A 12,249-nucleotide genomic window follows, 5' to 3' on the forward strand; every position below is an offset into this window, starting at 1 on the left:
GCCGTAGGTTACTCGGCCGGTTTCAGTTTTTCGGGCAGTTCAATCCCTTGTTCCTCGAACCAGCGCGCGGCGCCGGGGTGCAGGGGAATGGTGCCATACTGAAGCGTGACGTCGGCAAGGTTCATGCCCTTCAGGCTCGACATGGCGTTGGCCTGGGCTTCCTTGTCTTCCATGATCACCTTGACGACCTGATAGACCACGTCCTCATCCATCGTGGAGGGCGCGGCGACGCCGACGCCGAAGCTCCACGCCGTGTAGGCGGGAAGCCCGTCGGCGGCGCCTTCCGGGACGTCGACGACTGAGATGTCGGGCATCTCGGAACGCAAGGTCTCGGCCTGGTCATCGGTCAGCCCGAGGATCGAGATATCGGTCGAGGTGGCGATATCCATGGTCGACCCGTCGAGCTTGTTGCCCGCGCCAGACTTCACGTATCCGGCGACGCGGTTGTCCTTGATCATCCCCACGATATCGGTGGTCGAGCCGCGAACGAAATCCGCGCTCAGGCCCAGTGTCTCGAAGACGGCTTCTGTCGTGGCTTCCGTGGCGGAGCCCCTCATGCCCGGGTTGAAGCGGACCTCTTTCAGGTCTTCGAGGCTGTCGACGTCGGCATCTGCGCGGACGACCACGTTCTGGGGCGCGCCGGTGTATACCCAGAGCAGGGTAAGATCCTGCGCGTTGCCCTCGAACTCGTTCGTGCCTTCGGCGGCGTGGCGCTGGACATTGGTGGTCACGGTGCCGAAATCCACCTGGCCGCGGGCCATGCGGCGGACGTTGTCCATCGTGCCGCCGGTTTCGACGACGGAGGCGCGAAGCCCTTCGGCGTTTTCATTGATCAGCTGACCGACAGCCACGAAATAGGCGTAGTGACTGGACGAGGCCGAAACCGAGCCGATGAGCAGGTCGGTTTCCTGAGCCGCCAGCGGACCGGCAAGCAGCGTCGAGCCCAGAAAAGCATAGGCAAAGTGTTTCATATTTTCCTCCCTAGATACGCAGCGATACGTACACAGCCACGAGGATGGCGCAGAATCTCTGTTGCGAGAATTGCGATACTGGCGATAATTGTTGCATGAATCGCAATATACCCTCGCTGACGGATTTTCGGATCGTGGTCACGCTGAAGGAGGCCGGCTCTTTCCGGGCGGCAGCCGAGACGTTGGGCATGTCGACCTCGGCGCTGTCCCGGCAGCTTGCGGCGCTGGAACTGCGGCTGGGATCGCGGCTCTTCGATCGCGACACGCGCAATGTCACGCCGACGGCATCGGGCCTTGCCTTTGCCCGGTCGGCGGAACGCATGATCCACACGGCCGAAGACGTCATGACCGAGTTCGATGCCTACCTTTCGGTCAGCCACGGGCAGCTGACCATCGCCGGGCTGCCTTCGGTGACGGCCGGGCTGTTGCCCGGCTTGTTGTCGAGTTTTTCCAGGGCACATCCGGATCTCGACCTGCATATCATCGACGGGCTCTCGGGGAGTGTCGTTGACCTGGTCGAGACCGGGCAAGCCGATCTCGGGTTCACGGCCGGCACGATCTCGGCGCGGAAGCGGCTTTCCTTCAGGCCGCTGATGGACGACACGTTCGTGGCCGTCGGTGCGCCGGATGGTCCGTTGGCGGAGGACCGTGTCTACAGCATGGTCGAGCTTGTGGAGATGCCCGCCATCGCGATGGAGAAGGGTGCGAGCGTGCGGGAATTGCTGGACGGGGCGTATCAACGGTTCGACACGGCCCTGACGCCGCGGTTCGAGGTGGCGCTTCTTGCCACGGCGGGGGCGCTCGTGGCCGAGGGGCTTGGTATCTCGATCCTGCCGACGATGACGCTGCCGGTGCTGCCGATGGAACGGTTGGTCCAACGTCCGATCAGTGATTTCGGTGCGAAACGCAGGATCGGGCTGGTCTGGCAATCGGGCCGCTCGCTTTCGCCGGCTGCGGCGGCTTTCCTGGGGCATGTGCAGCGGAATCTGCCGGCGATCGCTTGATGGCGTGCAGCGGTTTCGATCTTGTTGCCGCAGGGTCGGCGTGGTGGTCCTTCAGGTGGGTTACCGCATGGTCGAAGGAAGCCAGAGCGTGATGGCCGGAAAGGCGGCGAGCAGCGCGATGATGACGAGGTGGGCCCACACGTGAGGGGCGACGCCCCGGAACAATTCACCGAGCGGCCGGCGCGTGTATCGCGCCACGACAAAGACGTTCATGCCGAGCGGCGGCGTCACCATTCCGACCTCGGCGGTGACGACCACGAGGACGCCGAACCAGACCGGATCAAAACCAAGCTGGAGGATCAGCGGCAGGATCACCGGTACCGTCAGGATCAGGATTGCGATCTGGTCCATGAAGAACCCCAGAACCAGGTAACCGAGCAGGATCACGGCAAGGATCGCCCACCGCGAGGTTTCGAGCCCGCCGACCCAGAGGGTGATGTCGTTGGTCATGCGCGTCAGGGTGAAGAAGTAGCCGAAGATATGCGCGCCGAGGATGATGAAGAGGACCATGCAGGTGGTTTGAACGGCCGATCGAAGCGCCCGCATCGCGGCGGGCAGGGTGAGCCGGCGTTCCCATGCCGCGATGAGCATCGCGCAGAAGGCGCCGATGCCTGAGGCCTCGGTCGGCGTTGCGATGCCGGAATAGATTGTGCCGGTGACGGCGAGGAAGAGAAGCAGCACCAACCCGACGCGCTTCAGGGCTCCGAACTTTTCACGCAGGGTATAGCTGCGGCCGAGCGGCGCCACAGAGGGGTCACGCCAGACGAGAAAGGCGATGGTGGCGATGATCGTGGCCGTCACGATCAGGCCGGGAATGACGCCGCCGATCAGCAGGGCACCGATCGGAATATCCGCGATGATCCCGTAGAGGATCAATGCCACCGAGGGTGGGATCAGCATGGCAAGCGTCCCCGAGATCGCGACGACGCCGCAGGCGAGTTTCGGTTCGTATCCTTCCTTGAGCATCGCGGGGATCGAAGTCGAGGCGAGCGTCGCTGCCGCCGCCGTCGATGAGCCCGAGATGGCTCCGAAGCCGGCGCCGGCGAGCGCGGTTGCCATGGCGACGCCGCCGCGCAGGCGCCCGACCCAGATTGTGGCCGCGCGAAAGAGATCGTTGGCCACGCCAGATAGGATGACGAATTCGGCCATGAGCATGAACATCGGGATGGTGATGATCTCGTAATCGTTCGCGGTCGAAAGGGGGGCGGTCTGGAGGATGCCTTGCAGCACCGGCCATCCGCCGAAGAGGTAGAGGCCAAGCGCGCCCGACACCCCCATGGCCAGGGCCACAGGAAGCCCGAAGACGAGCATGATGCAGAGAGTGGCGAGGGCGATGGCGACTGTCATTCGTCGCCCCTTGTCTGCGTGGCTGCCGTCACGGGAGGCGGGGGCAGTTCGACCTGCACGCGGCCGGTCGCCGCCGAGAGGCAGTGGAAAGCCGAGAGATAGGCGCAGCGCAGGGTCAGCACGGTGACGCCCAGCACGAGGATCGCATGCGCGATCCAGGTCGGCCACGGAATGATGGTTGCCAGCCGGTCATCGCGGATGAAGGCCAGCCAGGTTTCCTGTGCTTCGAGCCAGGCAATGAGCCCGACCAGCACGGTGCCCGCCGCGAACCCGGCCGCCTGGACCGCGTGGAGGAGCCGCATTGGCACAAGCGGTACGAAGATATCGAGGGCGATATGGCCATGCTGATGCATCGTGTCGGAGAGACCGAAGAACAGAACCGCCCCGACCAGGTAAAGGCCGATCATCTCGTAGGACCATGACAGGGGCGCGGCGAAGGCATAGCGCAGGACCACGTCGATCGTGACAATCACCATGATCGCGGCCATCGCGACGCCGGAGAGGCCGGCGAGGATGACCTCGATCCGTGCAATCCAGCGGGACACCTGGTTTGCGTGGGCTGGTTCGTGTCCCGGTGTGGTCATGTCTTTTCCTCCTGTCCGTCGCTCTTGCCGGCACGCCGGATGGTGGCCTTGAGCGGTGTCGGCGCTCGGGTGGCATGGAGATTATTGCAACCGGCTTCGGACATCGGCCTGTTCTCAGTACGACTTTGGCAGACCGAGCACGCGCTCGGCAATGTAGCAAAGAGCGAGTTGGGGCGAGACGGGGGCGATGCGCGGAATCAGGCTTTCGCGGAGGTAGCGTTCGACATGGTACTCTTTCGCGTAGCCGAAGCCGCCATGGGTCATCACCGCCTGCTGGCAGGCATTGAACCCGGCCTCGCCGGCCAGGTACTTCGCCATGTTGGCCGCGGCCCCGCACGGCAGGTCGTGGTCATATTCCCAGGCGGCCTTGAGGGTCACCAGCCACGCCGCCTCAAGTTCGGACCGGCAAACGGCCAAGGGGTGCTGGATCGCCTGGTTCTTCCCGATCGGCCTGTTGAAGACATTGCGATCGCACGCATAGGCGGTGGCCTTTGCCAGCGCGGCGAAGCCCAGCCCGATCGCCTCGGCGGCGATCAGGATCCGCTCGGGGTTCATGCCGTCGAGGATGTATCGGAAGCCTTCGCCCTCCTCCCCGATACGATCGCTTTCCGGTATCTCGAAATCCTCGAAAAACAGCTCGTTGGAATCGACGGCCTTGCGGCCCATCTTCTCGATTTCGGAGACGGTGATGCGGTTGCGGTCGATCGGCGTATAGAACATCGACAGGCCCTCGGTCGGGCGGCGGACCTCTTCCAGCGGGGTCGTGCGGGCCAGCAGGAGAATGTTGTCGGCGACCTGCGCGGTGGATATCCAGACCTTCTGCCCATTCACGACGTAGCGGTCGCCGCGCCGCTCGGCGCGCAGTTTGAGCTGGGTGGTGTTCAGCCCCGTGTTCGGCTCGGTCACGCCGAAGCAGGCCTTTTCGCGGCCTTCGGCCATCGGCCGGACCATGCGGTTCTTCTGGTCTTCCGTGCCGAAGACATCGACCGGTTTCAGCCCGAAGATGTTGATGTGCACGGAAGAGGCGCCAGACAGGCCGGCGCCGCTTTCGGCGATGGACCGCATCATGATCGCGGCCTCGGTGACCCCGAGCCCGGCGCCGCCCTGGGCCTCTGCCGTACAGATGCCCAACCAACCTTCGCGGGCCAGCGCATCGTAGAAGTCCAGCGGGAAGCCGCCCTCCCGGTCCTTTTGCAGCCAGTACTCGTCTCCGAAATCACCGCAGATCCGCTCGATCGCGTCCTTGATCGCCTGCTGCTCTTCGGTAAGTGCGAAATCCATGTGGTCAAGCCTCCTTGGGCAGGGTCAGCACGCCGGCGTCGACAAGCGCCGCGATCTCTTTCGGATCAAACCCGGCTTCGGCCAGCACGGCGGGGCCGTCGGCGCCCAGTTGCGGCGCCAGGCGCTCGGGCTTTGCGCCGGTGCGCGAAAAGGTTGTCGGGACGGCCATCTGGCGCATGGGGCCCTCGGTGGGATGGTCGACATCCTGGAAGAAGCCGGTGGCGGCAAGGTGGGGGTCTTCCAGTACCGATTTGAACGAGTGCATGGGCATGGCCGGCACGTCGGCACGGTCGAACAGGTCGAGCCATTCCCGGGTGGTGCGGGTGACCATGATGCGCCCGAGCTCGGCATAGACCTCGTCGATATGGGCCATGCGCGCGTTGAAGGAGGCGAACCGGGGATCGGCAGCGGGCATCTCGGGTTGGCCGAGTTCGCGGTAGAACCGCTCCCAATGGCCATCGTTGTAGATCAGGGCGCAGACATAGCCATCTTTCGTCTGGTACGGGCGGCGGTCGGGTGACAGGTGGCGGGAATATCCGCCTTCGTCCATCGGGGGTTCAAAGGTGAGGCCGCCCAGGTGATCCCCGAGGATCATCGAGAGCATGGTTTCGAACATCGGCACCTCGACCCGCTGGCCGTGGCCTGAGCGCGTGCGCTCGATCACCGCTGACAGGATGGCGTTCACCGCCGACATCCCGACGATGCGATCCGCGATTGCCGCGGGAACGTAGGAGGGCTGCTGACCGGCGCGGATGAAGCTGTGAGCGATACAGGCGCCACCCTGGATCAGGTCATCATAGGCGGGGCGCGCGGCGTAGGGGCCGCGCTGGTCAAAGCCCACCAGCGCCGCGTAGATCAACCGGGGATTCTGTGGCTCGAGCGCGTCCCAGCTCAACCCGAGCCGTGCCATCGCCTTGGGCCGTATATTGGTGATCAGGACGTCTGCCTTCTCGACCAGACGCATCAGGGACTCGCGCCCCGACGGGTGCTTGAGGTCAAGCGCCACGCTGCGCTTGGAGCGGTTCGTATTCATGAACAGAGGGCCCATGCCTTCGTGCCGCTTGGGGCCGATCTGCCGGATCAGGTCACCGGATGGGGCCTCGACCTTGATCACGTCGGCCCCGTAGTCGCCCAGGATCTGGGTGGCGTACGGGCCCATCAGAACCGTCGTCATGTCGAGGATTCTCAATCCGTCCAGTGGTCCCATTCCGAATGTCTCCTGCTTTTGTCCGGTCCGGATCGATGGTCAGTCGATCTCGGCCAGGACTATTTCGGCGGAGCGGAATCCTTCGACCCCGGCCGGAATGCCCGCGTAGATGCCTACCATCGTCATCGCATGGCGGATCTCTTCAGGGGTGCAGCCGTTGTTCAGCGCGCCGCGCAGATGCGCACGGAGCTCGGGCACCCGGCCGGTTGTTGCGAGCATCGTGATGACCAGTAGGCTGCAGTCGCGCGGGGTGAGAGGGCCGCCGGCCCATCCCTCGCCGAAGCAGTAGCCGTCTATCAGGTCACGATAATGCCCGTTGAAGTCGTTCCGGCCCGACGCGCGCGCTTCGTAATACTCGTCGCCCATCGTCTGCCGCAGGATCGCGCGACCCGTTTCAAGCCTGTCCGTCATATCTCTTCTCCGTTCCTGCGGCCGACTTCTGCTCCGGCCCATCCTTCGTAAAGCTTGATAACGTTGGCATAATCCTGTTGGGCGTGGCCGGCGCCCATGCCCATGGCAAGCATCTGCTGGACCAGCCTGTTGACCGGCATCGGCACGCCGAGGCGTTCCGCTTCGCCAAGGCAAAGCCTTACGTCCTTGTCCAGAAGCTCGGTCGTGAACCGCATTGGAAAGCTGCGGTCCGCTATGCATTGCGGGATCTTCACCGAGGTGGCGAAGCTTTGTCCGCTCGAGGCGTTGAGCACGTCAAGCATCGTGTCGGTGTCGAGCCCGGCCTTGGCGCCGACCACCAGCCCCTCGAACGCGGCGATGACCGAGGCGGCGCAAAGCGTATTGTTGATGACCTTCATCAACTGGCCGGCCCCCGGTGTTTCGCCGAGATAGAATACCTTGCTGCCGATCGGTTCCAGCAGGGGCGTGATCTCGTCGTAGGTTTTGCGCGGGCCCGATGTCATCAGTGTCAGTGAACCGGCCTCGGCGCCCGAGATGCCGCCACTTACCGGTGCATCGATGAGGGTGACGCCCTTCTCCCCGAGCCTGGTGGCGAGCGATTGCGTGACCGTCGGCCCGGTGGTGGAAAGATCCACGATGATGCGCACGCCAGCCTCGGCCAATCCACCGGATCCGAGCGCCACGGCTTCGACGACGGCGGGAGTGGGCAGGCTCAGGACCACGATGTCAACCTTTGCGCCAAGCTCGGCGAGGCTTGCGGCCGGTGTGGCGCCGGCTGCGGCCAGATCCTGTAGCGCGTCCGCGCTCGTGTCGCTGACCACGAGGTCGTGCCCAGCCCCGATCAAGCGCCGCGCCATGGGATTGCCCATTCGGCCCAGCCCGACGAATCCGACTTTCATTTCAGGTATTCTCCTGGGTGAAAGGCCCCTGTCAGCATGTCCGGCAGGGGCCGGTCTTTTCAGTTTGAATCGCCGTCGCTGGCAAGCGAGGCACGGAAGGCTTCCAGGACTTCGGTGCCCTTCTTGCCGCGCTCGTCCAGTTGGCTGGCCCACTCGGTGCCGACTTCGGCCATCAGGCCGGAGATTTTCTGTTGGTCCGCGTCGGAGAGAGTGACGTATTCGACGCCCGCTTCGGTGATCGTCTGCTTGTCGGCGGCGTTCAGTGCGTCCACCGCTTCGCAGCCCGACTGGATCGCGGCCTCGCTTGCGGCAGTCATCGCCTCCTGTACCTCGGGCGACAGGGTGTCCCACTTGTCTAGGGAAATCGCGTAGGTCGTCACGAAGGAGCCGAGGTTCAGGCCCTCGGTGGCATAGTCGAGCGCGGTGGCCAGATCGTAGGGCAGGATGCTGGGCGTGGGAAACAGCAAGGCGTCGATGGTGCCGCGGGTCAGCCCGTTGCGGGCTTCGGGCGCGGCCATCTGAACCGGCACACCGCCCAGTTTGACCGTTGCGATTTCCTTGGCGCCGCCGGTCGTGCGGATCTTGAGCCCCTTGAAGCTGTCAACGCCGTCGATTTCGTTTCCGCGCACGTAAAGCTGATAGGGGGGAAGCACCATGACCATCAGCACGCGCACGCCGTTGGGTTTGAACTCGATCTCGTCGAGCAGCCCGCCGGGTTGTGCCAGTTTCCAGTAGGCCCAAGTGCCTTCGCAGGCTGTCGTGAAAGCTTCGGGCAGTTCTGCCACGGAAGACATCGGAAGCTTGTCGCTGACATAGGAGGGCGCGACGTAGGCGATGTCCAGCACGCCGGACTGCGCCAGTTTCAGATGATCCTTGGCCTTGCCCAGTTGCCCGGCCTGAAAATACTCGAACGATACGCCCGGAGCGTTTTCCTCGACGCCGGCCATCCAGACCTTGACGAGATTCTCGGGCGTGTAGTGACCGACGGGGAAGGTGTCCCCGATCCGCAACGTGACCTCCTGCGCCACAGCGCCCGTCGCGGAAACTGCGATGCAGGCGGCCGCGATCCATTTTGCCGAAATGTTCATGTCAATTCCTCCTCCACTGTCACTGCGACGGGGTTCGAGCCCATCGAAGTTCGTTCATCATGTTGATGATATTTGTTCAATATGTGAATTGATAGTGAGGAGAGTCGATACTTGTCAAGCCGCTCAAGCGGTTCTTCGGCAGGGCGGGTCTGGATGGAACATGGGCGCACACGGAGAGGGGACTGGCCGCTGGGTCAGTTCAGGTATTTGAAGTTAAACATTAAAAACCGGCGGCGCCCTGTCGTTTCTTGCGCGTTCGGTTTGCCTGTTATGGTCCGGATCAGGCCCTATTCCGTGGTGGCGAGCGGTTTCAGCCCCTTGACGCTGTCGCTGAAGAAGTCGGTGCCGAGATAGGCCGGTACGCGGTCGTGCAGGAGTTTGACGTAGTCAAGCTGACGCGGTTCAAAGCGTGACAGTGGGCCCGCCACTGTGATCGCGTAGGCGCGCCCGTCGATCACGAGGGGTACGGATACCCCACCAAGGTCTTGCGAGTAATTCGATGCGCTCACGAAATAGCCCCGACGCAAGGATTGCCGGATCGAGCGCATGACCTCGTCGATGCTCATCGGGGTGCCGGGCCCGTAGCGCTCGAAGCGCACGCGGCGCAAGATACTGTCGACATGGCGTTCCGGAAGCTGGCTCAGGATCGCCTGCCCCGTGGCGGTGGCGAATAGCGGGATCTGGCCGCCGACATCGGCGAAGTAGCGTACCCTGTGCGGGGATTGGCGTACTTCGAGAAAGACGGCCTGAAGCCCGGATGGGGCGGCCAGGAAAACGGTTTCCTCGGTGTCCTCGGCCAGTTCGTCCAGCAGGCTGATGACCGCGTCGGGCAGGGGTGCGCCTGCGTTGATGGATTGGGCGACGCGAAACAGCCGGGACGTTGGGTAGTACTGGCCCTTGCCGCCGGACTCGTACAGGTAGCCGCGCGATGACATGGTCGTCAGGATGTTGAACGTGCTCGACCTGGGCCAGCCGAAATGCTGCGAGACTTCGGATATGGTCGCGGGCTTCTGGAATTCGGCGTAGAACTCCAGCAATTCCAGAACATCTTCTACGCGTCTCACCAGCATTCGCAGGTCACTTTCTCTTTCCAGTCGCCGTCGAGCTACGATGATGTAGCGGAAGGCGTGTGCATATGTAAGGCCCGCCCGGCAAGGGGTGCACAAGGTCACGCCTTCGGCGCCAACGCTGACGGGCGGGCCGCCGTTTGTCCTTGATCATAAATATATCACATATGAGCAAGTAAACCTCAATATTGTGAAGTGATGTTGGGCCGATGCTTTCGTATGGAGCGCCCGCGTGTGGAAAATATATGTAGTACAGGTGTTTATATGATGATCTGTCGCGCACTTGCCTCAGCGCCCGCTTCCATACTTGACAAAATATGGACAAATATAAACAAATATGTGTCAGATTCGGTCTGATTGGGAGGAGGACCCGTTTTGAGCGCCCGCAACAAGGTCTTTGCGATACGATATGCCAGCCGGAAGGCCGAGCGGTCGTCGTGTTTCCTTGGCGGGCCTGCCGATGATGCGCCTGTGCAAATGGACTATTTCGTCTGGGCGATCATCGGCGAGGCGCGAGCCTTCGTCGTGGATACAGGCTTTTGCGCCCCGTCCGGTGCGAAGCGGGGGCGGGTTGCGGACCGGGACCCGGTGCACGCGATCGAACGGGTCGGGTTGCAGGCTGATACCGTGACGGACGTCATCCAGACGCACCTGCACTATGACCACGCCGGTGGATTGTCGGCGTTTCCCGCAGCAAAATTTCATATGCATGCAAGGGAGCTGGAGTTCGCTGCAGGCCCCTTGATGCGGTTCGATCACCTCGCCCAGCATTACGAAAGGGCCCATGTCGACACCGCCATGTCCCTGACCCGTGCCGGACGTGTCGCAATCATGGAGGAGCGTGTCCGCACGCTTGCGCCGGGGGTCGAGCTGCACCACGTGGGCGGTCATTCCGACGGCCTGACCTGCGTGCGCGTCATGACCAAGGCCGGGTGGCTGCTGCTGGCATCGGACATCTGCCATTTCCGGGAGAACCTGACAGACCGGCGCCCGTTTCCGGTGGCGGCCAATGTCGTGGACATGCTGCGGGCCTATGAAACGGCCGAAGCCCTTGCAGACGGGGCGGATCTTATCATCCCCGGGCACGACCCGGACGTGATGGAGCGCTTTCCGGCCGCCGGCCCCAAAGAAGCGGGAATCGTTGCGCGGCTCGATGGGGGGGCCGAAGGAGACACCACTATCCAATTTCTGAAGACCAAAAAATCGGGAGGAAACGATGTTAACACGTAGAGATTTCTCGCTGGCCGCACTGGCGGCCGGGGTTGCGGCCCCCAGCCTTCTCCGGGCGGCGGAGCCGCTGAAGATCGGCTGGATCACCGTTTTGACCGGGCCAAGTTCGGCGCCGGGCCACGGCTATCAGCGCGGTATGGAATTCGCGGTGAAGAAACTGAACGAGGCGGGCGGGATCGCCGGGCGGCCCATAGAGATCGTTCTGCGGGACACGGCCGGAGACCCGGCCAAGGCCGTCAACGCGGTGACCGAACTTGGCGCGCGCACCAAGGTCGATCTGATCTGGGGGCCAAGCAGCTCTGGCGAATCCCTTGCGTCGACCGCCGTGATGCAACGGTATGGCATTCCAAACCTGATCCCGGGCTTCCTCGACGCGCTGATCACGCCGGAGACGTCGAACATCTTCCGCCTCGCGCCGAAACAGAGCCAGCTCGAACTGGCGATCACCGATTACATTGGCAATCGCCTGGGCGTGACGGATGTGGCCGTGATCAGCGACATCGCCGGGTATGGACTTGCGGCGGCGGAGGCACAGGTTACCTCGCTCGAAGCGGCGGGGGCGAATGTCGTTTACCGCGCGCAGATCGACCCGGCGCAGCCCGATGTGACGCCGGATGTATCACGCGCCATCGAAGCCGGCGCCAAGGCCCTGGTTCCGTGGACCGTGAATGCCGGGTTGATGGCGCGGCTCATGAATACACGGGCCACTCTGGGCTGGGATGCGCCAATCGTCGGTCATTCCGCGCTTGGTTCGGGCGAAGTGCAGAAGCTGCTGGACAAGCCGGAGAACTGGGAAAACGTCTACTCGGTGGGGTTCCGCAATTGCAGCTATCAGAGCGATGGCAAGCTGCCTGACTTCACGGCCGACTTCGTCGAGGAATTCAAGCAGTCCGGAGAGCTTTCCGATACGTTGCTGTTCTGGGTCGCCACCGGCCGCGATGCGGTCATGTCCTTCGCGCAGGCCGTTGAAGCTGCCGGCAGCACCGATGCCGATCAGGTCAATGCCGCCATGGTCAGCGCCAGCCCGTTCGAGGGCGCGATGGCAAACTGGCGTTTTACGGCCGACAATCACAACGGTCTTGCAGACGGCGATGTCGTTATGGTCAAGGCGAATTCCTTCAGCGACGGCGCCTTTACCCTCGCGCCCGGCTATTCGTGAT

12 protein-coding genes are annotated in these 12,249 nt (G+C 63.3%); 3 read left to right on the plus strand and 9 right to left on the minus strand.

Translation table 11 applies throughout. The annotated features are described in order from the left end of the window. Positions 1–8: 8 nt before the first annotated feature. Positions 9–971 carry a TAXI family TRAP transporter solute-binding subunit gene (locus RIdsm_RS06610; protein WP_057814696.1) on the minus strand — a complete coding sequence of 321 codons (963 nt, stop codon included), beginning with the start codon at positions 969–971 and terminating at the stop codon, positions 9–11. Positions 972–1,066: 95 nt separating this feature from the next. Between RIdsm_RS06610 and RIdsm_RS06615 the strand changes: the two genes are divergently transcribed. After that, the gene (locus RIdsm_RS06615; protein WP_057814698.1) at positions 1,067–1,975 is read left to right on the plus strand and encodes a LysR family transcriptional regulator; all 909 of its coding nucleotides are present in this window, start codon (positions 1,067–1,069) and stop codon (positions 1,973–1,975) included. Between the two features lie 60 nt (positions 1,976–2,035). On the opposite strand, the gene RIdsm_RS06620 is transcribed toward RIdsm_RS06615, so the two are convergent. From RIdsm_RS06620 to RIdsm_RS06655, 8 genes are all read right to left on the minus strand, one after another. Further along, positions 2,036–3,322, minus strand: a complete 1,287-nt coding sequence (locus RIdsm_RS06620; protein ID WP_057814699.1) for a TRAP transporter large permease — start codon at positions 3,320–3,322, stop codon at positions 2,036–2,038. After that, positions 3,319–3,906: a TRAP transporter small permease gene (locus tag RIdsm_RS06625; protein WP_057814701.1), complete on the minus strand. Its 588-nt coding sequence runs from the start codon at positions 3,904–3,906 to the stop codon at positions 3,319–3,321. Before RIdsm_RS06625 ends, RIdsm_RS06620 begins: the two co-directional genes overlap by 4 nt. A gap of 114 nt (positions 3,907–4,020) precedes the next feature. After that, a complete protein-coding gene (locus RIdsm_RS06630) occupies positions 4,021–5,187 on the minus strand; it encodes an acyl-CoA dehydrogenase family protein (protein ID WP_057814703.1) in 1,167 nt (388 codons plus the stop codon). A gap of 4 nt (positions 5,188–5,191) precedes the next feature. Further along, positions 5,192–6,394, minus strand: coding sequence for a CaiB/BaiF CoA transferase family protein (locus tag RIdsm_RS06635; protein WP_057814705.1), 1,203 nt, complete (start codon positions 6,392–6,394; stop codon positions 5,192–5,194). A gap of 39 nt (positions 6,395–6,433) precedes the next feature. Further along, complete coding sequence (locus RIdsm_RS06640) at positions 6,434–6,805, minus strand: carboxymuconolactone decarboxylase family protein (RefSeq protein WP_057814707.1); 372 nt, start codon at positions 6,803–6,805, stop codon at positions 6,434–6,436. After that, a complete protein-coding gene (locus RIdsm_RS06645) occupies positions 6,802–7,857 on the minus strand; it encodes an NAD(P)-dependent oxidoreductase (protein WP_236553198.1) in 1,056 nt (351 codons plus the stop codon). Before RIdsm_RS06645 ends, RIdsm_RS06640 begins: the two co-directional genes overlap by 4 nt. After that, on the minus strand, positions 7,764–8,792 hold the full coding sequence (locus RIdsm_RS06650) for a TRAP transporter substrate-binding protein (RefSeq protein WP_057814711.1): 1,029 nt from the start codon (positions 8,790–8,792) through the stop codon (positions 7,764–7,766). The genes RIdsm_RS06645 and RIdsm_RS06650 overlap by 94 nt, the downstream gene beginning before the upstream one ends. Positions 8,793–9,079: 287 nt before the next feature. Beyond that, positions 9,080–9,862 carry an IclR family transcriptional regulator gene (locus RIdsm_RS06655; protein ID WP_057814713.1) on the minus strand — a complete coding sequence of 261 codons (783 nt, stop codon included), beginning with the start codon at positions 9,860–9,862 and terminating at the stop codon, positions 9,080–9,082. Between the two features lie 372 nt (positions 9,863–10,234). Between RIdsm_RS06655 and RIdsm_RS06660 the strand changes: the two genes are divergently transcribed. Together RIdsm_RS06660 and RIdsm_RS06665 are read left to right on the plus strand one after the other, a co-directional pair. Beyond that, a complete protein-coding gene (locus RIdsm_RS06660) occupies positions 10,235–11,089 on the plus strand; it encodes an N-acyl homoserine lactonase family protein (RefSeq protein WP_057814715.1) in 855 nt (284 codons plus the stop codon). Next, positions 11,076–12,248 (plus strand): ABC transporter substrate-binding protein, encoded by a 1,173-nt coding sequence (locus tag RIdsm_RS06665; protein WP_057814717.1) that lies wholly within the window; start codon positions 11,076–11,078, stop codon positions 12,246–12,248. Before RIdsm_RS06660 ends, RIdsm_RS06665 begins: the two co-directional genes overlap by 14 nt. The last annotated feature ends 1 nt before the right edge of the window (position 12,249 follow it).

Origin of the sequence: Roseovarius indicus, from assembly GCF_008728195.1 — a bacterium.
Taxonomy (GTDB): Bacteria; Pseudomonadota; Alphaproteobacteria; order Rhodobacterales; family Rhodobacteraceae; genus Roseovarius; species Roseovarius indicus.

What these genes read in the sequence shown, in the direction of transcription:
- RIdsm_RS06610 (WP_057814696.1), bottom strand. Translation starts at nt 971, where the DNA reads ATGAAACACTTTGCCTATGCTTTTCTGGGCTCGACGCTGCTTGCCGGT.
- RIdsm_RS06615 (WP_057814698.1), top strand. Translation starts at nt 1,067, where the DNA reads ATGAATCGCAATATACCCTCGCTGACGGATTTTCGGATCGTGGTCACG.
- RIdsm_RS06620 (WP_057814699.1), bottom strand. Translation starts at nt 3,322, where the DNA reads ATGACAGTCGCCATCGCCCTCGCCACTCTCTGCATCATGCTCGTCTTC.
- RIdsm_RS06625 (WP_057814701.1), bottom strand. Translation starts at nt 3,906, where the DNA reads ATGACCACACCGGGACACGAACCAGCCCACGCAAACCAGGTGTCCCGC.
- RIdsm_RS06630 (WP_057814703.1), bottom strand. Translation starts at nt 5,187, where the DNA reads ATGGATTTCGCACTTACCGAAGAGCAGCAGGCGATCAAGGACGCGATC.
- RIdsm_RS06635 (WP_057814705.1), bottom strand. Translation starts at nt 6,394, where the DNA reads ATGGGACCACTGGACGGATTGAGAATCCTCGACATGACGACGGTTCTG.
- RIdsm_RS06640 (WP_057814707.1), bottom strand. Translation starts at nt 6,805, where the DNA reads ATGACGGACAGGCTTGAAACGGGTCGCGCGATCCTGCGGCAGACGATG.
- RIdsm_RS06650 (WP_057814711.1), bottom strand. Translation starts at nt 8,792, where the DNA reads ATGAACATTTCGGCAAAATGGATCGCGGCCGCCTGCATCGCAGTTTCC.
- RIdsm_RS06655 (WP_057814713.1), bottom strand. Translation starts at nt 9,862, where the DNA reads ATGCTGGTGAGACGCGTAGAAGATGTTCTGGAATTGCTGGAGTTCTAC.
- RIdsm_RS06665 (WP_057814717.1), top strand. Translation starts at nt 11,076, where the DNA reads ATGTTAACACGTAGAGATTTCTCGCTGGCCGCACTGGCGGCCGGGGTT.